The following is a 20,503-nucleotide window of genomic DNA, read 5'->3' on the forward strand; positions in this document are numbered from 1 at the left end:
GACACGGCCGTGTTCGATCTTCTACGCCCCATGACCCTTCTGTGTCCGTTCTGCCGCGCCACCGCCGCTGATGGGACAGCACGGACGCTGTGCACGGCGGAGGGGTCGCTGTCCGTCACCTGGCACCGGGGCGACTGCCCCCATTACGCGGCTGACCGCATCCTCGCGGCGGAGGAGAACTGAGCGGCTGTGCGCCAAGCCGCTCTATGCCACGCGGCTGAACGGGACGTACGCGCGCCGCCCGTCAGTGCGCTCGGACGACCGCGCGGACGTTGTCGATGTGCCCGCAGTCCGCCTTCAGGTGCTTCTCCCGGTCGCGGAGGAAGACCGCGCCGAGCTCGGCTCGGCGCTCGTCCGGCACGTTCTCCCGGGCACCGTTGAGGATGGTGCGTTCCTCCTCGTCGATGTGGTGGGTGATGGCCTTGGCGAGCTCTTCCAGTTTCTCGTCCCACTCGTCGGAGCCGACCTCTTCCACCTCCATCAGGGCGAGGAGCGCCTCATTGCCCTCGTGGTGCTCTTCTTTTCCGTGCTCGACTTCCTCGTTGTCCACGTTCCGGTACCGCTTGAGGGCGGGGTAGACCTCCGCCTCCTCCGCCTCTCCGTGGGCGATCAGCAGTGCGGCGAATTCCTTCAGAGCCGCCCCGCGGTCCTCCTCGACGCTCCGCATCCGGCGGAACAGCTCTTCCATGGTGCGGTGGTCCTTGAGAATCACGGCCACCACGTCCTGCGCTGCCTGCGCGTCCTGCGCTTTCCGCACCACAAGCTCCTCTCGTCGGCTGGTGTTCCCGCTGCTACCCCGACGAGGCGCCGACAAGCAGCTCAGAACTCCCCGTCGATTCCGGTGACCGCCGGAGGCCCCAGAGGGGCGTCCTTCGCCGAGAGTCCCAGCTCTTCGAGGGCGCCGGCGGCCAGGTGGACGGCGTCTTCCTCGGCAGTGGCCCGGTCTCGGGCATCGACTTCGAGCCGGACGGAGAAAGTCCCGTCCTCATGGACCGTCAGCAGTTCCACGTCTTCGGTCTCGCTCAGGTCGGTGTGGTGCGAGGCCAGCTTCCTCGCCAGCGCTGAGCGTGCCGCATCGTCGACATCGGTCAGGAACGTGCCGGGCACGGTGATGACATAGGTGGTCACTGCTGCCTCCAGTCGGCTGGTAAAGGCTGGGCTTCGTTGGGGGATGCCCCGGTCCCGGGGTTCAAACCCCCCTGCTCCTCAGATCGGGACTGCCGGACGCCGTCCCACAGACCCGCCACGGCACGCCGCAGTCGCCAGGTCAGTGCTGCGGCCTCCGCTCATCAGCCACACCGGCCTCAGGCCGGCGCGCCCGCGAGGGCTGTATCTGCGTCCACTCCGAGAACCACCAGGCACCGGTGACCACGCCGGCCCACACCAGCCCGCTGAGGACGGCCGACCGCCACGGGGCGTGCTCGACCCCGCGCTCCACACCGGTCAGCACCACCCAGCTGATCACAAGGACAACGGCTGTACGCACACGTCGATGGTTGAACATGCGTCCCTTCTACCCCCGCTGCACGCGTTGAACAGCAGGGCCGTGCTCGGCCCGCGCGGACGAAGAGCCGGGAAGCGTTCGCCTTAGGGCCGCATAGAGCCGCCGGTAGCGGCCAGGAGGGTGAGGAAGGATCCGGACGAACTGGATGGAGGCATGACGATGAACTGGCGCCACGAGGCCGCCTGTCGGTGGGAAGACCCTGATCTCTTCTTCCCGGTGGGCTCCAGCGGCCCGGCCCTGCTCCAGATCGAAGAAGCCAAGGCGGTGTGCCGCCGCTGCCCGGTCATGGAGAACTGCCTTCAATGGGCCCTCGAAGCAGGCCAGGACCTCGGTGTGTGGGGCGGCATGAGCGAGGAGGAACGACGGGCCGTCAAGCGCCGGATGGCCCGGGCCCGCGCCCGATCGGCGGGCTGATCATCGTCCGGCGACCCACCGCCGGTGCTGACGGGCTCGATCCTCCCGTAACAGCGCCATGTCCGCGCTCGGCGTGGACATCGACCTCGCCCAGACGCACCAGATGGGCAGCGGCTTCCGGATCGACCCGAGGACGCGCGCGATCGGCTACGTCGCCGCACACGAGCTCCACCACCACGTGCGCTACGCCCACGTGATTACGACAGCGTGCCAGCGCTGTCCGGCGCGGCCGGGGCGCCCCCGAGTGAGCACGCTGACACGGCCGCTTCCAGGACGGGCCTGGAAGCGGCCGTGGAAGCCGCCACCCCGGGGTGGGAGGACGCTCGCGTCCGTCCGATCCATGATCGGCCGCGGTCGCCCCCGGGGCGTGTCTTTCGGATCTTGCCGGGCCCGCGCTGCCCGGCACCGTACCTCCCTGCGTTGTCGGAGCTTCCCAGTACGTCCAGTACCAGGCAAGCTCCTCCGCCTTGGGATGCACAACACCGGAGAACGCGGGCTCGACCGACAAGATCCAAACGGCGCGCCCTAGCTCATCTTCACTCCTGCGGCCGTACTCGCCCGGCGGATCGGCGCTGTGCGTCGGTGTTCGGGGTGAGCGCGTCGCCCTCCTCGCCCTCGCCCTCGCCGGTGCCGGGCACCACGGCTTCCTCAGCCTCCTTGCGGGCCTCTTCGTCACCGCTCTCACCCGGGGCCTGCGAAGGTGTGCTCGTCCTCGGGTTCTTGCGCTCGGTCATCTACTGCTCCTGGGATCGTGGTGCGGTGGTGCGTGGTGGGGCAAGCCGCACCGGGCAGTGAGCCCGCCCGGTGCGAGGCTCCTCCGTACGTGTGGCGGCGGCGCGGCCTCAGTCGCCGAGAGCGCTCTTGAGCTGCTGCTTGTTCATGGTGGAGCGGCCTTCGATACCGCGCTTCTTCGCCTCCTCGTACAGCTCGTCCCGCGTGCGCTCGGACGAAGAGGAGGAAGACGAGGCGGAGGAAGAGCCGCCGCCCGACTTGGACTTCTGCCCGCCACGCTGCGACGCCGACTTGCCCTGCGTGGAGCTGCGGCTGGACGTCTTCGACTCGCCGGAGCGGGCCCGTTCCTTGTTCACCGTGCGCGAGGCCATCTCCTTGGCGCGGCCCTCGGACATGCCGCGCTCCTCGCCGGACTCCTTGATGTGCTCGTACTGGCGCTCTCGTTTGGCGCTGGATCCTCTTGGCATGACAGACCTTCCTTTCACCAGCTGGGTGGTGCAACGGTCAAGCTGCGCGTACCCACATCCGCCCGCGTCTCACAGGTGAGGCTCGTCGGCGCGCGGCTTCTGCTTCCATCATGGGTCGGCGCCGCCGCTCCGGCCTGCCGCCGACACCCCGTCAACAGCCCCGGCTCACCCCGCGCGGCTACCATCGGCAGGAGCCGGGCGCCGGCTCCGCGCGCGCCCGGGTGATCGCCGCCCGCCGAAGATGATGGGTGAGCCCTGCGCCGACCGGGCGACGCAACTCCTGCCGCGGCCCGGCACGCGGGCGGCGGCGCCTCCCTGCCGGCCTTCGCTCTGCGCGTCGCCGCCGCGGGCCGGTCTTTGGTCTACTCCCGGGACACGGCGCCGTGCACCGGCCTCAAGGCTCTGGCCGAGGGATGCGACGTACTGCTGTGCGAAGCCGACAGTGACCAGCCGCCGGCCGAAGGCACACCGGTCCACCACACGCCCGAAGCCGCCGGCGACACGGCCGGCGCGGCGCGCGCCGGCCGCCTGATCGTCAGGCACGTCGGCCGCTTCCTCACCCCGCAGCGAGCGGTGGCCCGCGCCGCGGCCCGCTTCGACGGCCCCGTCGACTACGCGGTCCCCGGTGTCACCTTTGCGATACGTTGAGCCCACCACCTGGCGCGAGCGGGCACCATCCGGCCCCGCGGTGACAGCGCTGCGCCAGCCGGCCCAGGGGCCGACTGGCGCGACCAGTCCGTTCGTTACCGCGGCCGCACCGGCCGCAGCCGGGAAACGGCGCTCTCATGGTCGGCGGTGCCGTCCATGATGGCCTGCGCCCGGTCCATCTGCGCCCAGCCCGTACCGGCTTCGGCATTGACCTCCTCGCGCGCGTCCCTCATGCCGTAGTGCCGGAACAACTGCTGCTCCTCCGCGACGGACAGCACGTTCCCGCAGTCCAGGGCCGCGCACGGCGCCTGTTCGATCAAGGCCACGGGGTAGGGGACCACCAGGCGCTCCTCCTCCAGCGTCGCGTGCCGCAGCGGAACGAACACGCCGCCCAGGCCCGAGGCCCGGTCGGTGATCCGCGCCCATTCGGGCCTGCCGGTGGTGTCGTCGACCAGGAGGTATTCCACCACCCCCAGGCGCTGTCCCTGGGTGGTGAAAGCCGTACATCCGGCCATGGCCGCAAACTGCTCCTGAGTGATCACCGCTGCTCCTCGCCTGTCCTGCCGCGCTCCCTGTTCCTCGTCGGCTACCCCGGAACGGGTCTGCGAAAAGCCCGTATCAGCAGGTGGACGCGCGTCTACAGGTGAAGGGGGGCGGTCAGCCGTGCGTGGTCCTGGGCGTGGGAGGCCAGCGCGATGGTCGCGAGCCATGCGGCGACCGCCAGCCAGGACAGCGCCTGCGACCGGGACGTGACCGCCCCGACGAACAGCAGCACCGAGGCAGGTGCGAGGAGGAACGCGAGGAAGGTGGCCGCCGCGGCGCCGAGCGCCCTCCTCGGCCGGGGAGCGGGGGCGCGCATCGCGGCTTCGATCTGGTCGAGGGCCGCCACCTCGCGCGCTGTCAGTCGGGATGTGTCCGGCATGTGGGTTACTCCTCCGCACGGCTGGCCCGCGGTTCCACCGCGGGGCGCTCTGGTCGCTCGACACACGCGTTGGGCTCGGTCGGGGCGGTGTGGTCACGGCGGTTGCCCGCTCTCACGCGCTCCTCGACAGCGCCTGCTGATCGTCTTGGCGGGCCTGGAGGCGGCGCCGCTCGGCTTCGCTCAGCCCTCCCCACACCCCGTACGGTTCTTGCACCTGGAGGGCGTGGTCGAGGCAGTCGGGCTGCACCGGGCACAGTGCGCACACTTCCTTCGCCGCGGCGTCCCGGCGCTCACGCTCCCGTCCCCGTTCGCCGACCGGGTGGAAGAAGAGCCGTGAGCCGAGACTGCGGCATGCGGCCTCCTCCTGCCACAGCCAGTGGTGCTCCGCGCGGCCCGGCAGCCGGGAGACGTTCCCCACCCCAACCTCCAGCGACATCGAATCCCGAATAGACGTTCACCCCTCGTCTGGCCAGGGATCGCCTCCCCAAACTCCCTTCCGCGGAAGGAAAGCCGTCGGGCGGGGGAGGGCACACACCAGAGCCCCGGCCGGTTGACATCCCGGCCGGGGCTCTCGTCTGCTACGCCGCTGAGGGCGGTCGCGGGTTAGACGGGGGTGATGTTCTCCGCCTGCGGGCCCTTCTGGCCCTGCGTGACGTCGAAGCTCACCTTCTGACCTTCCTGGAGCTCACGGAAGCCCTGGGCGGCGATGTTCGAGTAGTGGGCGAAGACGTCAGGACCGCCGCCGTCCTGCTCGATGAAGCCGAAGCCCTTTTCCGCGTTGAACCACTTGACGGTTCCGGTGGCCATTTGTCCTCCAAGGGGACTCGTAGTCGGCCTCCGCACGGTGCGGGGGCCGGAGGTGATCGCCCTGGTCCTCAGAGACGTTGTTCAGCAAGACGCCCGTGAACTCGCGCTCACGGGCAACCGGTACTTCGGAACCATGACAGCTACCGCAGACGCTACACGCACAGAGCGCACCTTGCTGGGGAACACCGCTACGTCACCAGCGAACGGAGGGCCCGCTTACCGCTGTTAGGGTGACGTGCGCCCGTCAACGCGGGCTCTCTCACTCACGACACTTCAACGGGGGTTGAACGTGAAGCTTCGCCATGTCCGCGCGGTCGCCGTGTTCGGCATCGCACTGGTGGCACTCACCGGAGCCCGTGGCTCCAACGGCGGCAGCTGCGGTGGCGGCAGCACCAGCAGCAGCAGTCACGGCTCCGACACGAGCTCCGGCGGCTCCAGCGGGGGCACCACCACCGGTGGCAGCAACGACAGCGACGGCACCAGCGGCAGCTCCGGCGGTGTCTCCGTCCCCGGCGGCTCCAGCAGCAACAAGGCCGAGCGCGACATCAAGATCGACGGGTGCAAGCTGGACGACGCGGGCAAGAACCTAGTCGCCCGGCTCACCGTCACCAACAGCGGTTCGGTGGACTACACCTACAACATCACCATGAAGTTCCGCGGGGACGCCGGCTCCGGCGCGAACCTCGCCATGGCCAACGTGACCGGTCTCACGGTGAAGGCGGGGGCGTCCCGCCAGGCCGAGGCCACGACGACGTACACCGGCAAGGGCAACGGCAGCGAGTACAAGGAATGCGTCGTCGCCAGCGCGACGAAGAAGGCCCTGTGACACAGCGCGCCAGCTGAGGACGGAGCCGCCGCCCCGCACCCCGTCGAGGACCTCTACGGCGAGTTGACGAGAGGTCAAAGACGGCGGTGGCGGGGCCGGCTACGCCGCCGTCCGGGCGTAGCGGGTCCCGCCCTCCGCGGTTCCCGTCCTGGTGAAGCCCGCCCGGGCCACCACCGCGTGGGACGGGGCGTTGTCCGGCTCGACGGTGGCCGTCACCCGGCTCACGCCCGGCCGGGCGAGGGCCCAGGCGGACAGGGCGCGCAGGGCCTGGGTGGCATGGCCGTTGCCGCGGGCCGAGGGTACGACGTCGTAACCGATCTCCACCGTGCCGTCGGCATCGGGCGCGGCATGGAAGCCGATGCCGCCCACCGCCAGCTGATCGGTGGCGCGCACCATGGCGTACGTGCCCCAGCCGGGCCGGTAGCTGCCGTCCTCGTGCGCCTTCACCACCATCCCGGCGGCGAAGCGCGTGCCCTCCGCCGGGCCGTCCGCGGCCCAGGCGAAACCGCCGGGGCCGCCCCTGTGCAGGTCCGCCGCCACGGCCGGGGAGATCTCGCAGAGCGTCATGCCCTCGGCGCGGACCGGGTCGGCGTACCAGCGCCACGCCGTCAGCCTCGGCAGGCCGGGGAGTTCCGCGCGGCCCGTCATCCAGCGCAGGACCGTCCAGGGGTCGCCGGTAGCCGGGGCCTGCGGGAAGAGCCGGTCGAGCACCCGCCGGCACAGGTCGGCGGGGGGCTGCCAGCCGTGCACGCCGAGGCCCGTGAGCACGTCGTGGGTGTGCAGCAGCGCCTCCACGACCCCCATGGCCGCGAAACCGTCGGCTCCGGCCATGCCGCAGGGGTGCCAGGCGCGCACATCGGGTCCGGATGTCCGCACGGCGGCGGACAGCAGCCCGCCGGTGGCCTCGATGACGCGGATCAGCCCCGCGGGTGTCGTGCCGGGCTCGGCGGTGATCTCGAAGGGAACGTAGTCGGCGGTGGCCCGGCCGGTGAGCTGACCCGCGTAGCCGACCAGGTCGCTCGCCATGTGGACGGCGGTGTCGTAGCAGCTCCACTCCAGTCCCGCCGCGGGCACGGACCAGTCGAGGTGTGCGACGTCTCGCAAGGCCTGTGTGCTGAGTGCCGCTGCCTGGTCCACGTCCGATGCGCCGGTGATCGTCATGGCAGGACCCTAGGTTCCGAAGGCCACCGGTACCACCGTATTACCGGGCGCCCGGGGTCGTGCCGTCCCCGTCCCCGAAAGCGCGTGCCGAGCCGTCGACGTGGGCCAGGCGGCGCAGGGTCGCGAACAGCGCGTCACCCAGCACGGTGCCGACCACCGCCCGTTCCACCACGGCATCCGGGCCGGCCCAGCGCCCGACGTAAGCCAGATCGACGCGCGCGACCCGTTCCGCGGCGTCCGCGTACTCGTCCAGCACCCCGGTGAACTCCCCGTGCCCGACGCGTTCCACCGCGGCCAGCGCCCCCGCGAGCGCCTCCGCGGCCGGGTGGGTGCCATCGACCTGCCAGCCGCGCCGTCTGATCAGCTCGGACACCTCCTCGCGGGCGTCCTCCAGTTCCTCTTCCCGCGCGCTGTCCGCGTAGCGCGGGACGATCCGGTGCGTGGCCTCGCCCAGGATCTTGTGCGGGGACATGCCGGGGTCGTCCACCGCCGCGAGGACCTCCGCGACGGCCGCCACCTTGAGACCGCCCACATCCAGCAGTACGCGGATCAGCCGCAGCCTGCGCTCGTGCGCCTCGTCGTAGCTCGCCTGGTTCGGGCTCGTCAGCCGCCCCGCGGGGAGCAGTCCCTCGCGTACGTAGTACTTGATCGTCGGGACGGGAATCCCGGTCCTGCGACTCAGCTCTCCGATGCGCACCGCGCGTTCACCCCTTCACGTCTTGCCAGGCCCGCCCCCCATCATAGATAGTTCCGCTATCGGATAGCGGAGAGCTCCACTATCCATAACTCTGGGGGTAGCTCTATGTCCTCGCGGACCTCGTACTCGTGGATGTCCTGGCACCGGCCACTGATGGCCTTCGCGGCGTCCATGGCCGTCCTGGCCGTCATCTCGGCGGTCGGCATCGTGGTGGACGACCGTGTCCTGGTGGACGCGCCGATCTGGGCCAAACCGTTCAAGTTCTCGGTGTCGTTCGTGGCCTTCTCGCTGTCGCTGGCCTGGATGCTCTCCCTGCTCACCAGAGCCCGGCGGGCCGGATGGTGGGCCGGCACGGTGGTGTGCGGGGCGAGCCTGATGGAGATGATCGCCATCACCGGCCAGGTCATCCGCGGCAAACGCAGCCACTTCAACAACGAAACGCCCTTCGACTCGCTGGTCTTCAACGTGATGGGCGCCTCCGTCGTCATCCTGTGGGCCGCCACGCTGGTCATCGCGCTGCTGCTGTTCCGGGCACGTATCGCCGACCGGGCGTCCGCCTGGGCCATCCGGCTCGGCGCGGTCCTCGCACTGGCCGGTGCCGGCATCGGCTTCCTGATGACGGGGCGCACCCCCGCCCAGGAGGCGGCGGCCGAAGCGGGCGTCGCCGACGTGACCGGCGCGCACAGTGTCGGCGTACCGGACGGCGGGCCGTCCATGCCCCTCATGGGCTGGTCGACCACCGGCGGCGACCTGCGCATCCCGCACTTCTTCGGCATGCACGCCCTCCAGATCCTCCCCTTCGTCCTGCTCGCGCTCCTCCTCCTGGCCCCGCGCTTCGCCCGCTTGCGCGACGGGCGCGTACGGCTGCGCCTGGTACTGGTGGCCTCGGGGACCTACGCCGCCGTGCTCGCCCTGCTCACCTGGCAGGCGCTGCGCGGTCAGCCGCTGATCCACCCGGACGGTGCGACCCTCGGCGCCGCCGCGGCGATCCTGCTCGGCTGCGCCGTCGGCGTACTCGCGGCGCTGCGCACACCTCGCGTGCCCGCGGTCACGAACCGGCAGTCCGACAAGCACCTGCAGCCCGACAAGCACATGGAGTCGGTGGCATGACCGGCTTCCGGTCCGGTGACGGTCCGACCAGCCGGAGCGCCGAAGAGTGATCCCGTCCCCCACGGGCGCGCCGGCGCGTGTCGGTCGCGCCCGGTTTCCCCGGACTGCGGCACGGTGGTCGCGGCCGTCCGTACGCGACGGCCCGAGGCATACGGGAAGGGCTGCGCATGGCCGAGAACGAAAGCTCCCGCACCAGCCGCCGCGCGGTGCTGCTGGCCGCCGGCTCGGCCGCCGTCACCGCGCTGGCCTCCGCCTGCGGCATTTCCGCCATGGTGCTCCGCGAGCCGCGCCAGCAGGCGGCAGAGCGCCCGGGCCGGCCTCCGGGCGCCCCCACCCCGGGCTGCGTCCTGACCACGGAGCAGGGCGCGGGACCGTACTACCTGGACCTCGACCGGGTCCGGTCGGACATCACCGACGGCCGCGAAGGCGTGCCCCTGCGCCTGGAACTGACAGTGGTGCGGGTCTCCGACGGCTGCCGCCCGCTGAAGGGCGCCGAGGTCGACGTGTGGCAGGCCGACGCCCAGGGCGAGTACTCAAGCGGCTCGGACCTGTACCTGCGCGGCACGCAGGTCACCGACAGCGCCGGCCGCTGCGTGTTCCGTACGATCGTGCCCGGCTGGTACGCGGGGCTGGCGCCGCACATCCACTTCAAGGTGCGCCCGGACACCCGTACCGAGACCACCTCGCAGCTCTTCTTCCCCGAGGACCTGCTGCGGCGCGTCTACGCCGCGCAGCCCTACGCGCGCCGCCCGGTGCCCGAGCACCCCAACGGCCGGGACGACCGCTACGAGGAGTCCGGAGCCGCCATGACCCTGGCCCCCGTACGCGACGGGGCGGGCTACCGAGCCGCCTACACGGTGGGAATCGCCTGAGCCGTGCAGCGGCCCCGGCCCCGGTTCCGGCCCCGAGCGCGGCGGACCGTGCGCCGCGGCGGAACTCGGAAGGCCCCGCACCGGTCACGGGATGCCGTTGGTTAATCCGGGGCCTGGCGTGACGTCGGCCTTCAAGACCCTGTTGTGGTCTTGGAGGCCGACGTTGTCGTTTGGGGAGGGTGTCGATGTCGATGCAGCCGAGGGAGCCGGGGGCGTCCCGGTGGAGACGGTGCGAGTGGCACGGGCGGCTTTCCCGAAGGGCAGTCTGGCGATCCGGTTGCGGGATGAGCTGGGGATGCTGTTCACCGACGGGCAGTTCGCGGGTCTGTTTCCCGTTCGGGGCAGGCCGGCGTGGTCGCCGGGCCGGCTGGCGCTGGTGTCGGTGTTGCAGTTCGCCGAGGGGCTGCCGGATCGGCAGGCGGCCCTGGCGGTGCGGGCCCAGATCGACTGAAAAAAAGTACGCCTTGGGCCTGGAGCTGACCGATCCGGGTTTCGACTACTCCGTGCTCAGCGAGTTCCGGGCCCGGCTGGTCGAGGCGGATGCCGGGCAGCAGGTCTTCGACGGGTAGCCGGCGTTGCTGGCGCGCCCCCGGCCGGCCCGATCGCCCCGACGACCGCCAAGGCGCGCGCGGGGTCCTTGCCCGTAAGCGTCGCCTCCGGCGTGCCGCTGAGCGGCAGGCCGCAGCACAGGGCCGCTCGGCCCTGTGCTGCGGCCTCCGGGGGTGCGCCGCAGGCTCCGGCGGCCCAGCCGGGAGACGAGGTCAAGGTCAAGGTCGATCTGCACGGACGCGACGCGGCGAGCAAGGCGGGAGACCCGTCCTTCACCCCCGTGAACGCCGCAGGTGCCTTCAGTGGAAGGTGTTCAGGGGTACGACGACCTCGATGCGTTTGCCGCCCCCGGGCACCGGGCTGACGACGACGCTCCGCGTGAGGCGGCAGATCAGGGGCCAGCCGTACCCCCCGGCGCCGAACGCTCCGACCTGCCGCGGCAGGGTGACGGGGAGCTCCGTACTGGCGTCCGCGACGACCAGTCGCAGGCCTTCCTCGGACAAGGAGGCACTGAACTCCACGATGCCGCCCGCGTGGCGTATCGCGTTCGTGACCAGTTCCGACGTCACCAGGAGGGCGTCGGTCATTATCTGTTCCACCGGCGCCGCGCCGCCTGGCGCGAAACCAGCGGATTCCATGAGCACCCGTACGCGGTCCCGCGCCTGCATCGCGGTCAGGGGTGCGGGGGGCGGCGGCATGCTCGCACCCTTCATCTTGATCTCTCCCCCGCTGCGGTCACCGGCATACCTCAACCGAATGCCCCGTACATTCGCCTGCAATCCCATCTGCAAAGTTCGGCATCATTCCCTCTCCCCGCATGCCGTCGCGGAGCACCGGCTCACCCGTGCACCGCCGCCGGGGAAGGGCCCGGCCCACGAGGCCGTTGAACTTGCGACCCAGCCCTGCGCCACACCCCGCCCCTCGATCCGACCGGACGGCCCGCACCGTCACGCCGTCAAGTCTGGGAGCCTACCCGTAAGGCCGAGGAGGCTGTCCAGACGGTGACACCTCTCAGTAGCCACGGGGCGGGATGGCCATGGTCCTGGCCTCCTCCTCGGTGGGAGCCGAGGCGAAGACCCGGTCGGCTCCGGTGACTTCGAGCAGCCGGGCGAAACGGGGCGGCACCTCGCCGGCCAGGATCACCGGCCGGTTCAGGGCCGGCTGGAGGATGACGCTCAGCGCGGTGGAATCGGCGAAGGTGATCCCCGAGACGTCCAGCACGTAGCGCGAGACACCGCTCGCCTCCGGCTCCATCGCCCGGCGCAGCTCACCGACGTTGTCCATGTCGAACTCGCCGGCCATCACCACGACCCGCACGTCCTGTTCGGACCGCACCTCGACGTAGCAGCGCGCGTCAGCCCTGTCCATGTGTTCCATCTTCCCTCTCCCCATGTCAGACGGACCGCGGCAGCTTGACCACGGTGACGAAGAAGTCATCGATCTGCTGGATGGCCCGGATGAACTGATCGAGGTCCACGGGCTTGGTCACGTACGCGTTGGCGTGCAGCTTGTAGCTGCGCAGGATGTCTTCCTCGGCCGCCGAAGTAGTGAGGACGACCACTGGGATGTGGCTCAGTTCCGGGTCGGTCTTGATCTGTTCGAGCACCTGACGCCCGTCGTACTTCGGGAGGTTCAGGTCAAGGAGGATCAGGTCAGGGCGCGGGGCTCCCTCGTGCTCGCCTCGGCGGTAGAGGAAGTCCAGCGCCTCCAGCCCGTCGCGCACGACGTGCAGGATGTTGCCGATCTTGTTGTCCTCGAAAGCCTCACGCGTCATGAGCTCGTCGCCCGCGTCGTCCTCGACGAGGAGGACTTCCGCGGGCTGCGCCGGGGGCCTGGGTGTGGGGGCGTTCACTTGTTCGTTCCTTCGCTCGACGCGGATTCGGACGCCGGTGCAGGTTCGGAGGTTACCGATGCGGATGCGGATACGGATGCGGGTGCGCGTGCGGAGGCTACCCATTCGGATGCGGGGGCAGGTCCGGATTCGGACGCCGGTGCCGGCTTGGCGGAAGCGGTCTCCTCGCCACCGATGACGGGGAGCGTGAAGGCCAGCCGGGCACCGCCGGTGTGGGCGCCGTCGATCCAGATGCGCCCGCCCGCGTGCTCCACGATCTTCTTGCACAGCGAAAGGCCGATGCCGGTGCCTCCGTAGGTCTCCCGCCCGTGCAGCCGCTGGAAGATGACGAAGACCTTGTCGGCGAATTCGGCCGGGATGCCGATGCCGTTGTCCGTGACCGTGAAGGTGTGGAACCCGGCGTCGGCCTCGCCCTCGCTCCGTACGGCGATCTCCACGCGGGGCGTGCGGTCGGGATGGCGGAACTTGACGGCGTTGCCGATGAGGTTCTGCCACAGCATGGTCAGCAGCGTGGGGTCGCCCATCACCTCGGGCATCCGGTCCGGCAGGACGACCTCGGCGCCGCTCTCCTCGATCGCGGCTCCCAGATTGCGCAGAGCGCGGCGGACGGTGTCGTCGAGGGCGACGGGCTCCCGGGCGTCCTGGACCCGGCCCACGCGGGAGAAGGTGAGCAAGTCGTTGATCAGCACCTGCATCCGCTTGGCACCGTCGACCGCGAAGGTGATGTACTGCGTGCCGCGCTCGTCGAGCTGGTCGCCGTACCGCTTCTCCAGCAGCTGGCAGAAGGAGGCCACCTTGCGCAGCGGCTCCTGGAGGTCGTGCGAGGCCACGTAGGCGAACTGCTCCAGCTCGGCGTTGGAGCGGCGCAGCTCCACGGTCTGCGCGTCGAGGTCCGCGGCCGTCCGGTTCAGTTCGTCCGTGTTGTGCCGGGAGGCCGCCAGCTCGTCCACCGTCCGCCGGCGCATGGCTTCCACCGCCCGGGCGAGCGACCTCAGATCGGAGGGGCCGCTCTGGGGTATCTCTTCCTCGAACGCGCCGTCGGCGACCCGCTGGGACGCCGCGCGGACCTGGGCGAGCGGCCGTACGACGCTGACGTGGAGCAGGACGGCGAGGCAGGCGCCGGTGAGCAGGAAGGCCGCGGTGAAGGCCAGGAGGATCCGGTCACGGTCCGATCGGGCCAGCCCGAAAGTGGCGCGCGCCTCGGCGTGCGTCCGAGTGAGCCGGGTCTGCTGCGCCTCCGCCTGCCGGCGTACCTCCTCGAATCTCTCCTGGCCGAGCTGGACCGCGGGGGCGAGTGACGGGGACCGCGTCGAGTCGATGCTGGGCACGGCGAAGTCCGCACGCCAGGTGTTCGCCGCCTTCTCGACGGCGTCGGTGGTTGCCCGCGCGGCCGGATCGTCCCGCAACAGCTCAGCCAGCCGCGCCGTCGAGCGGCGCTCGGCCTCCAGACCGCGCTCGTACGGTTCGAGGAGCGCCGGGTTGCCCGTCAGCAGGTAGCCGCGCACGGCCGTCTCCTGGTCCAGGAGGGCCGACTCCAGGTGCAGCGCCTCCATCCGGGCGGGGGCGATCCGGTCGACCAGACGGTCCCCCGCTTCGGTCGTACGGGAGAACAGGGCAGCGCCCACGGCGGCCGTGGCCAGGATCATGACGCCGAGCAGGCCGAGCGTGAGCCCGAACCATGCCTGCACGCTCAGTCCTGGGCGGCCGGACGGCGCGCCGGCGCCGGGCGGCGACATTCGCGGAGTCACAGTTGGTCTTTCCATTCCAGGTGGAGTACGGCTACGTCGTCGGCCAGGCCGCCGCTGTCGGCGGCCAGCCTCTCGGCGGTCTCGATCAGGGCGTCCACGAAACCTTCGGCGGGGAGTCGTTCGTACTGCCGGGCGATGTCGAGCAGTCCGTCCTCGTCCAGCCGGTCCGGGCCGGCTCCGATCCGCCCCTCGATCAGCCCGTCGGTGAAGAGCATGACGGCGCCCTCCGGCTCCACCGGGACTTGCGTCTCGGGCCAGGTGGACTCCCAGTCGGGCACCATGCCCAGGGCCGGCCCGCCGGGGGCCACTTCGAGCCGTACCCCCGCCGGGGACCGGACGAGGAAACCGGGGTGGCCCGCCCGCTGGACGATGACCCGGTTCTCACCCGGGAGCCGGGTGAGGGAGGTGAGTGTGGCGAAGATCTCGGGCCCGGAGCGCTCGGCCAGCAGGATCTTCTCCAGGAGGGTCAGCAGGTCCTGCCCCCGGGAGCCGGCCAGGACGAAAGCGCGCCAGGCGACGCGCAGACACACCCCGAGCGCGGCCTCGTCGGGCCCGTGCCCGGACACGTCGCCGACCACGGCGTGCGTGGCGCCGTCCGGCGTCTGGACGACGTCGTAGAAGTCCCCGCCCAGGAGTGACTGGGCGCGGCCGGGCCGGTAGCGGGCACAGACCGAGACGGCCGAATCCAGCAGGAGGGGCGTCGGCAGCAGCCCGCGCTCCAGGCGTGCGTTCTCCTCGGCGCGCAACCGGCCGGCCTGCAGCGCGGCCGCCGCGATCTCCGTCTGCTTGCGCTGGATCGCGTAGCGGATGGCCCGCATGAAGACATCGGCTTCCAGCCGGCCCTTCACCAGGTAGTCCTGCGCTCCCGCCGCGACCGCGGCCAGACCCGCCTCCTCCTCCGACAGTCCGGTCAGGACGACCACGGCCGTGTCCGCGGAGGCCGCCAGGACCTTGCCGAGGGCGTCGAGTCCCTGCGCGTCGGGGAGGTGCAGATCGAGCAGCACGCATTGCGGCGCCTCGGTCCGCAGCTGGAGCAGGGCCTGCGCGAGGGAGCGGGCCCGTCCGAGCCGGACGTCGGCTCCGCTGTCGGCCACCAGTTCCTCGACCAGGAGTGCGTCGCCCTCATCGTCCTCGATGAGCAGGACCCGGGGCGGAGCGCCGCTCCACAGTGCGCGGGTACGGTCTGTACCGTCTCCCTGCAGTAAAGAGGGCAGCCGTGGCCTTCCCACGCCGGCCGGTGCCGCCCCTGCCCATGTCTTCCCGTCGACGGGGAAGCCTGACTCCGGGCCCCGAACAGTCCCCATGGCTGTGTGTGTCTCCTCTCGCCAAGAGACGTGTAGGCCCGCGGGGCCGCCTGCTGCGTCGGGGCAGAGCCTAGAACGATCATTTGCCATAGGGCAACATTTTAGCTGGTGAATCGCCGCACCCGGGACAGACCGGGTCCTTCTTCGGCCGCGGGCCGGCCGAGATGCGCTAAGCGCTGTCCGACATTCCGGCAGCCGCGTCCCGTAGGGCCGGATCACCTACGCCGATCCGCGCTTCCGGATCCGCCGCGAACAGCTCTGCCGCCGCCTCGCTGAAACCCGTGAGGCCGACCAGGAGCGCATCGATGGCGTCCGGGTCCATCCGGTCCAGTACGGCGGACAGCTCCCGCAGCCGAACCGCCCGGTGCTCCTCCAGCAAAGTGCGCCCCCGTCCGGTGAGCCTCAGTTCCACCTCGCGCCGACTGGTGGGGCTGGGGCACCGCTGCAGCAAGCCCATCGCCTCCAGCCGGTCGCAGAGCCGGGTGACCGACGGCGGGCGGGAGCCGAGCACGGCCCCCAAGGACCGCAGGTTGATCCCCTCCGCCTGCTCCACGACGAGCATGGCCCGCAGCTGGGAGGGGGAGACGGCGGGCGCCAGGGCGTCCTGCCCGCGGGCGCGCAGCACTTCGAGCAGTTCCGCGGCGCCGGCCGCCACGGCGGCTGGGTGGTCCTTCGCATGAGACCCGCTGCTGGGATGGCCCATGACCCCCACTCTGCTGCCACCGCGGTACGTCAGATGTCTGTTCGGCACTGGCCCCTCTTATCGCGTCACACGTTCGATGGGTCCGAGGCGCACCGTACGTCCTGGAGCCAGGGCGACGGGCGAGCCCGCCTCTCTTCACCGCTGGGCGACACAACAGTTTCCCTGTGGCAACCATCTCGTATCCTGTGGCGCGACGCAACAAGCCGGCCCGCGTTCCCGCGGCCGGCCGACCCGCGTCCGCATCACCACCCCCGAACCGTCGCGGCGGCGCCGAGAGGCGCGCGCCGACACCGGCAGAGCGGTGTGTGACGCGATGGGCACAGAGGGGTCCGCAGGCATGTGAGACTCCCTACCGGACCTACGAGCCACCCGGCGCCGGCTCCTGCCTGTGTCCAGCCCCGACGCGACCTTCTGAGAAAGCAGGCCCCACACCCGTGCCTAGACGTGAACCGGTGGAGCGTGTGCTGCGCGCTGCCGCACCGCACGAGCTGCTCGACAAGATCCGTGCCGTGGTCGCCGAGCGATACGGAGCAGTCTCCGCCGACCTGCTGATGGCCGACTACTCCCTGAAGAAACTCCAGCACGTAGACCCGGTTCCCCACCTGCCGCAGCCCTTGTCGGCGCACGCCACCGCGCCCGGCCGAGCCTTCGGTTCGCAGGAACCCCACGTCGTCGTAGGCCCGGAACAGGACACCGTCCACCTGCCCGTCAGCGTACGCGGCGACCGGCTGGGGGTGCTCAGCATCGTCCTGCCGAAGAACGGCCTCACGCCTGAGGTGCAGGAGGAGCTGGCGGAAGTGGCCGAAGCCCTCGCCCACGAGATCGTCGTCGCCGAGCGGGACACCGACCTCTTCCTGCGCGCCCGGCGGGCGGACCGGCTCACACTCGCCGCCGAGATGCAGTGGCAGTTGCTGCCCGGACGCTCCTGCTCCCGCCCCGAGTACAGCCTCGGAGCGCAGCTGGAACCGGCGTACGCCATCTTCGGAGACAGCTTCGACTGGTCGTCATCGGCCGACCACCTCACGCTGACCGTGAACAACGGCATGGGCGAGGGCATCGAAGCGGCCCTGCTGACCAATCTGGCCGTCAACGCCCTGCGCAACGCGCGTCGCGCGGGGCTGGGCCTGGCCGACCAGGCCGCTCTGGCCGACCAGGCCGTCTACGGGCAGTACCGGGGGGAGCGCTACCTGGCGATGCTCCTGCTCGACTTCCACCTGCCGAGCGGCGACGTCCAGATCGTCGACGCGGGATCGCCCAAGATCTGGCGGCTGCGTGACGGCGCCGTGGAGGCGGTCGAACTGGAGGCGCAGTTGCCGCTGGGCATGTTCGAGGACACGGTCTACACCGTTCAGCACTTCCGCGTCGAACCGGGCGACCGGCTCTTCTTCGTCAGTGACGGCGTGTACGACGTCGCCTCACCGGCTGGGGAGCGTTACGGCGAGCGCGCACTGACCCGTGCCATCACCAATACCCGCCTCCTGCCTCCCTCCCAGGTCCCGGGCGGGATCCTGGAGGCACTCTCCGGCCACCGGGGACGGATCGAGGCCGGTGACGACGCGCTGGTCGTCTGCCTCGACTGGCACGGCCGGCCCGGGGCGGCCCGGGAGGGGTGACCCGCCCGGACGGCGGCCGCGCCACCGCACCGCCCGGCAGGCTCCGGACCACACCACCATCCGTCACACCACCCTCCGTCATGCCATCGTCCGTCACGCCAGCTGGATTCCGATCAGGCAGGTGTCGTCGTCGGTGTCGGACTTGCTGTGGGTGAGGAGGCGGTCGAGGCGCCGTTCCAGGTCGTGCGGGGACTCCAGCGTGCGCAGGAGGAGTTCCTTGACGGAATCGTTCACCGACAGGTCCCGGCGTTCCACCAGCCCGTCGGTGAACATCAGCAGGGTGTCGTTCTTCTCCAGCCGCATCTCCTGCTCCGAGTACGTGACGTCGTCGAGCACGCCGAGCAGCAGGCCGTCGGAGAGGGGCAGGGACTCGGCGCCGCCCGCGCGGATCAGGACGGGCGGCAGGTGGCCGGCCCTGGCCCAGCGCAGCATCCCGGTCTCCGGGTTGTAGAGGCCGCAGACGGCCGTGGCGGTGACCTGGTCGGTGAGGCGGTGAGCCACCTTGTTCAGCCAGCCCAGCAGTTGGCCCGGACCCGCACCGGTCACCGCGAGTCCGCGCAGCGCGTTGCGCAGGACGACCATCCCGGTCGCCGCACCGATCCCGTGCCCGGCCACGTCACCGACGCACAGCAGCACCTCCTTGGACGGCAGCAGCACCGTGTCGTACCAGTCCCCGCCGACCAGCGCCTCGGATTCGGCCGGCCGGTAGCGTACGGCGATGCGCATGCCCGGCACCTTCAGGGGATGCGGAGCCGGCGGCATGATGGCCTGCTGGAGCTGCAGGGTCAACCGGATGCGGTCGGCCGACTCGGCCTCGGTGTGGGCCAGTTGGTCGCGGGTCGCGGCCAGCGCGACCTCGGTCCAGTGCTGTGCGGAGATGTCCTGGTAGGCGCCCCGGACCGCCACGGGCACGCCGTGGGCGTCGAGGACCGGTTCGGCGACCACACGGATGTGCCGGGTGATGCGGTCGGGGCGTTGGAGACGGAAGTCGACGGACGCGTCGCGCCGGTGGTACATGACGGTGCGCAGGAAGCGCCGGATCTGGACCCTGTCGTCGGGGTGGGCGTGTGCCACCAGCTCTTCCATCGGGATGGGGGCGGCCGACGCGGGCTGCCCGTAGATGTCGAAGAGCTGGCTGTTCCAGGTGATCTCGCCGGTCACGAAGTTCTCTTCGAACCCCCCTACCCTGCCCAGGCGTTGGGCGTGCTGGAGCAGTCCCGCCAGCTGCGCCGTGCGGTCCTCGGTCCGCCAGAGCAGGAGCAGGGCCGTTCCGTGCCGGCTGATGCTGACGTCCGTCACCGCCGGCAGGGCCACCTGCCCGATCAGCGCGGTGAGGGTCGTGCGGTGGGTGCGCAGCGCCTCGCCCGTCGCATACGTCCGCTCGATCTTCTCGTACAGGCCGTCGTCCTCCACGGCCGTGGGGTAGGCCTCCAGCAGCAGAGAACCGCTGATGGCACCGCGAGGACGGCCGACCGGATCCACGAAGTGTTCGTTGACGTGATGGATCCGGAAATCGGCGAGCCGCCCATCGGCGTCCAGCGCCGGGGTGAGGACCAGGGCCGGATCGTAGAGGTTGTCGGCGAGGTCGGTGAGTTCCGCCAGGTCCGGCGAGGCGACCGGTCCGGCGGGGGACCGGTCCGGCGCCGGGGCGGGCTGGTCGTTCAGGGTGTGGGCGCACAGCTCCGCGAGGGCTTCCAACTGCCGGATGATCTGCGGCGGCTGCGGGGTGGTGCGCGTGGGCCAGCAGACCTCCAGCACGCCGTGGACGCGGCCGCCCGCCCCTGAGGGCAGCGCGATGCGGCCGCCCTCGGGCCAGGTGTGGCGGCCTACGGAGGGAATGCCGGGTTCGGTGGGGTGACAGGCCACCGGACCGTATCCGGTCAGGGCCCGCCGGGCGAAAACCGCCACGTCCGGGGGCACGTAGTGCCAGCGGGCCGCTTCAGCCTCGGGAAAGCCGGCATGCCCGGCGAGGACCAGGGAACCGTCGGTTCCGGCTCTCCACACGGCGACGGCCACCGCCCCGAGGGGGTGCAGGGCGTTGTCCAGCAACGCGCGCGCCACCGCCTGCGGTTCGTCGGCCGCGAGGACGCCGCTCTCGGCGGTCCGCAGCCGCACGGAGAGCGCCGGGGCCGCCGGGTCCGGGGCCGCCTCCTGGGCCGGGGCCGGGTCCGGGGGAGCCTTCAGCCGCTCGGCGAAGCCGGCGGAGACCTCGCTGACGCGGTCGCGCGCCGCCTGGTTGGTGATGTCCGCGGCCAGCTCCAGCCGGGAGATCCCGGCCTGCGCGGCGAGGGTTTCCAACTGTGAGTCCGCCTGGGCCGGGCCGCAGCCCAGCCGCTCCACCAGGATCCCCTTGGCCAGCTCGACCAGGGCGCGGCCGTCGGCCGCGGCCTCCGCCTCCCGTACCTCCCGGCGCAGGCGTTCCACCGTGGCGACCAGCCGGGCGACCGCCGTGGGGGAGGGGGACGGGGCCGGCGAGGACGCCGGCTGCCCATCCGGGGAGGTCCGTGCCGGCGGGCGAGGTGTCTTTTCGGTGGTCTGCGGTCGGCTGTCCGGGGTGGTCACTGCGTTCCCCAT

Annotated in this window: 25 protein-coding genes and 1 pseudogene; 8 read left to right on the forward strand and 18 right to left on the reverse strand. The window is 71.2% G+C overall.

Annotation, left to right across the window (positions count from 1 at the left end):
- Positions 1-30 precede the first annotated feature (30 nt).
- Entirely contained in the window at positions 31-183 is a 153-nt protein-coding gene (locus tag ACWDX7_RS22405; protein WP_451493238.1) for a hypothetical protein, read from the forward strand.
- 61 nt (positions 184-244) lie between these two features.
- Here ACWDX7_RS22405 and ACWDX7_RS22410 read toward each other — a convergent pair whose 3' ends face one another.
- The 3 genes from ACWDX7_RS22410 to ACWDX7_RS22420 form a co-directional block, all read right to left on the reverse strand.
- Positions 245-757, reverse strand: a complete 513-nt coding sequence (locus tag ACWDX7_RS22410; RefSeq protein ID WP_451493239.1) for a hemerythrin domain-containing protein — start codon at positions 755-757, stop codon at positions 245-247.
- 62 nt (positions 758-819) lie between these two features.
- Positions 820-1,128, reverse strand: coding sequence for a hypothetical protein (locus ACWDX7_RS22415; RefSeq protein ID WP_451493240.1), 309 nt, complete (start codon positions 1,126-1,128; stop codon positions 820-822).
- A gap of 139 nt (positions 1,129-1,267) precedes the next feature.
- Positions 1,268-1,486, reverse strand: coding sequence for a hypothetical protein (locus ACWDX7_RS22420; protein ID WP_451493241.1), 219 nt, complete (start codon positions 1,484-1,486; stop codon positions 1,268-1,270).
- A gap of 177 nt (positions 1,487-1,663) precedes the next feature.
- On the opposite strand from ACWDX7_RS22420, the gene ACWDX7_RS22425 reads away from it, so the two are divergent.
- A complete protein-coding gene (locus ACWDX7_RS22425) occupies positions 1,664-1,918 on the forward strand; it encodes a WhiB family transcriptional regulator (protein WP_451493263.1) in 255 nt (84 codons plus the stop codon).
- A 536-nt stretch (positions 1,919-2,454) separates the two neighbouring features.
- Here ACWDX7_RS22425 and ACWDX7_RS22430 read toward each other — a convergent pair.
- Positions 2,455-2,652 (reverse strand): hypothetical protein, encoded by a 198-nt coding sequence (locus tag ACWDX7_RS22430; RefSeq protein ID WP_451493242.1) that lies wholly within the window; start codon positions 2,650-2,652, stop codon positions 2,455-2,457.
- Positions 2,653-2,760: 108 nt separating this feature from the next.
- Positions 2,761-3,117, reverse strand: coding sequence for a plasmid stabilization protein (locus ACWDX7_RS22435; protein ID WP_451493243.1), 357 nt, complete (start codon positions 3,115-3,117; stop codon positions 2,761-2,763).
- Between the two features lie 255 nt (positions 3,118-3,372).
- Between ACWDX7_RS22435 and ACWDX7_RS22440 the strand changes: the two genes are divergently transcribed.
- Positions 3,373-3,765, forward strand: coding sequence for an MBL fold metallo-hydrolase (locus ACWDX7_RS22440; protein WP_451493264.1), 393 nt, complete (start codon positions 3,373-3,375; stop codon positions 3,763-3,765).
- A 95-nt stretch (positions 3,766-3,860) separates the two neighbouring features.
- On the opposite strand, the gene ACWDX7_RS22445 is transcribed toward ACWDX7_RS22440, so the two are convergent.
- The 4 genes from ACWDX7_RS22445 to ACWDX7_RS22460 all read right to left on the reverse strand — a co-directional run bounded on the left by ACWDX7_RS22445 (position 3,861) and on the right by ACWDX7_RS22460 (position 5,494).
- Complete coding sequence (locus ACWDX7_RS22445) at positions 3,861-4,280, reverse strand: PRC-barrel domain-containing protein (RefSeq protein ID WP_451493244.1); 420 nt, start codon at positions 4,278-4,280, stop codon at positions 3,861-3,863.
- Positions 4,281-4,402: 122 nt separating this feature from the next.
- A complete protein-coding gene (locus ACWDX7_RS22450) occupies positions 4,403-4,687 on the reverse strand; it encodes a hypothetical protein (protein ID WP_451493245.1) in 285 nt (94 codons plus the stop codon).
- A 112-nt stretch (positions 4,688-4,799) separates the two neighbouring features.
- Positions 4,800-5,123 (reverse strand): WhiB family transcriptional regulator, encoded by a 324-nt coding sequence (locus ACWDX7_RS22455; protein WP_451493246.1) that lies wholly within the window; start codon positions 5,121-5,123, stop codon positions 4,800-4,802.
- A gap of 167 nt (positions 5,124-5,290) precedes the next feature.
- Positions 5,291-5,494: a cold-shock protein gene (locus ACWDX7_RS22460; RefSeq protein ID WP_451493247.1), complete on the reverse strand. Its 204-nt coding sequence runs from the start codon at positions 5,492-5,494 to the stop codon at positions 5,291-5,293.
- A gap of 289 nt (positions 5,495-5,783) precedes the next feature.
- Here ACWDX7_RS22460 and ACWDX7_RS22465 point away from each other — a divergent pair, with 289 nt between their 5' ends.
- A complete protein-coding gene (locus ACWDX7_RS22465; protein WP_451493248.1) occupies positions 5,784-6,320 on the forward strand; it encodes a hypothetical protein in 537 nt (178 codons plus the stop codon).
- A 99-nt stretch (positions 6,321-6,419) separates the two neighbouring features.
- Here ACWDX7_RS22465 and ACWDX7_RS22470 read toward each other — a convergent pair whose 3' ends face one another.
- On the reverse strand, positions 6,420-7,481 hold the full coding sequence (locus ACWDX7_RS22470) for a GNAT family N-acetyltransferase (protein WP_451493249.1): 1,062 nt from the start codon (positions 7,479-7,481) through the stop codon (positions 6,420-6,422).
- Between the two features lie 40 nt (positions 7,482-7,521).
- Entirely contained in the window at positions 7,522-8,178 is a 657-nt protein-coding gene (locus ACWDX7_RS22475; RefSeq protein WP_451493250.1) for a MerR family transcriptional regulator, read from the reverse strand.
- A gap of 171 nt (positions 8,179-8,349) precedes the next feature.
- On the opposite strand from ACWDX7_RS22475, the gene ACWDX7_RS22480 reads away from it, so the two are divergent.
- The 3 genes and pseudogenes from ACWDX7_RS22480 to ACWDX7_RS22490 form a co-directional block, all read left to right on the forward strand.
- The gene (locus ACWDX7_RS22480) at positions 8,350-9,288 is read left to right on the forward strand and encodes a hypothetical protein (protein WP_451493265.1); all 939 of its coding nucleotides are present in this window, start codon (positions 8,350-8,352) and stop codon (positions 9,286-9,288) included.
- Positions 9,289-9,455: 167 nt separating this feature from the next.
- Positions 9,456-10,160 carry a dioxygenase family protein gene (locus ACWDX7_RS22485; protein ID WP_451493251.1) on the forward strand — a complete coding sequence of 235 codons (705 nt, stop codon included), beginning with the start codon at positions 9,456-9,458 and terminating at the stop codon, positions 10,158-10,160.
- A gap of 185 nt (positions 10,161-10,345) precedes the next feature.
- Positions 10,346-10,726 (forward strand): annotated as a pseudogene (locus ACWDX7_RS22490) (transposase); the annotation flags it as partial.
- A gap of 282 nt (positions 10,727-11,008) precedes the next feature.
- Here the strand turns inward: ACWDX7_RS22490 and ACWDX7_RS22495 are convergent.
- The 6 genes from ACWDX7_RS22495 to ACWDX7_RS22520 all read right to left on the reverse strand — a co-directional run bounded on the left by ACWDX7_RS22495 (position 11,009) and on the right by ACWDX7_RS22520 (position 16,316).
- Positions 11,009-11,422: an ATP-binding protein gene (locus ACWDX7_RS22495; RefSeq protein ID WP_451493252.1), complete on the reverse strand. Its 414-nt coding sequence runs from the start codon at positions 11,420-11,422 to the stop codon at positions 11,009-11,011.
- Positions 11,423-11,720: 298 nt separating this feature from the next.
- Positions 11,721-12,077, reverse strand: a complete 357-nt coding sequence (locus tag ACWDX7_RS22500; protein ID WP_451493253.1) for an STAS domain-containing protein — start codon at positions 12,075-12,077, stop codon at positions 11,721-11,723.
- A gap of 25 nt (positions 12,078-12,102) precedes the next feature.
- Positions 12,103-12,561, reverse strand: a complete 459-nt coding sequence (locus ACWDX7_RS22505) for a response regulator (protein WP_451493254.1) — start codon at positions 12,559-12,561, stop codon at positions 12,103-12,105.
- Positions 12,558-14,297 (reverse strand): sensor histidine kinase, encoded by a 1,740-nt coding sequence (locus tag ACWDX7_RS22510; protein WP_451751454.1) that lies wholly within the window; start codon positions 14,295-14,297, stop codon positions 12,558-12,560. The genes ACWDX7_RS22505 and ACWDX7_RS22510 overlap by 4 nt, the downstream gene beginning before the upstream one ends.
- Before the next feature lie 8 nt (positions 14,298-14,305).
- Positions 14,306-15,538, reverse strand: a complete 1,233-nt coding sequence (locus tag ACWDX7_RS22515; RefSeq protein ID WP_451751430.1) for a PP2C family protein-serine/threonine phosphatase — start codon at positions 15,536-15,538, stop codon at positions 14,306-14,308.
- Positions 15,539-15,782: 244 nt separating this feature from the next.
- Positions 15,783-16,316 (reverse strand): MarR family winged helix-turn-helix transcriptional regulator, encoded by a 534-nt coding sequence (locus tag ACWDX7_RS22520; protein ID WP_451493257.1) that lies wholly within the window; start codon positions 16,314-16,316, stop codon positions 15,783-15,785.
- A gap of 434 nt (positions 16,317-16,750) precedes the next feature.
- On the opposite strand from ACWDX7_RS22520, the gene ACWDX7_RS22525 reads away from it, so the two are divergent.
- Positions 16,751-17,929, forward strand: a complete 1,179-nt coding sequence (locus tag ACWDX7_RS22525) for a PP2C family protein-serine/threonine phosphatase (protein ID WP_451493258.1) — start codon at positions 16,751-16,753, stop codon at positions 17,927-17,929.
- 93 nt (positions 17,930-18,022) lie between these two features.
- On the opposite strand, the gene ACWDX7_RS22530 is transcribed toward ACWDX7_RS22525, so the two are convergent.
- Entirely contained in the window at positions 18,023-20,503 is a 2,481-nt protein-coding gene (locus ACWDX7_RS22530; protein ID WP_451493259.1) for a SpoIIE family protein phosphatase, read from the reverse strand.

The organism is Streptomyces sp. NPDC003034 (assembly GCF_053591375.1).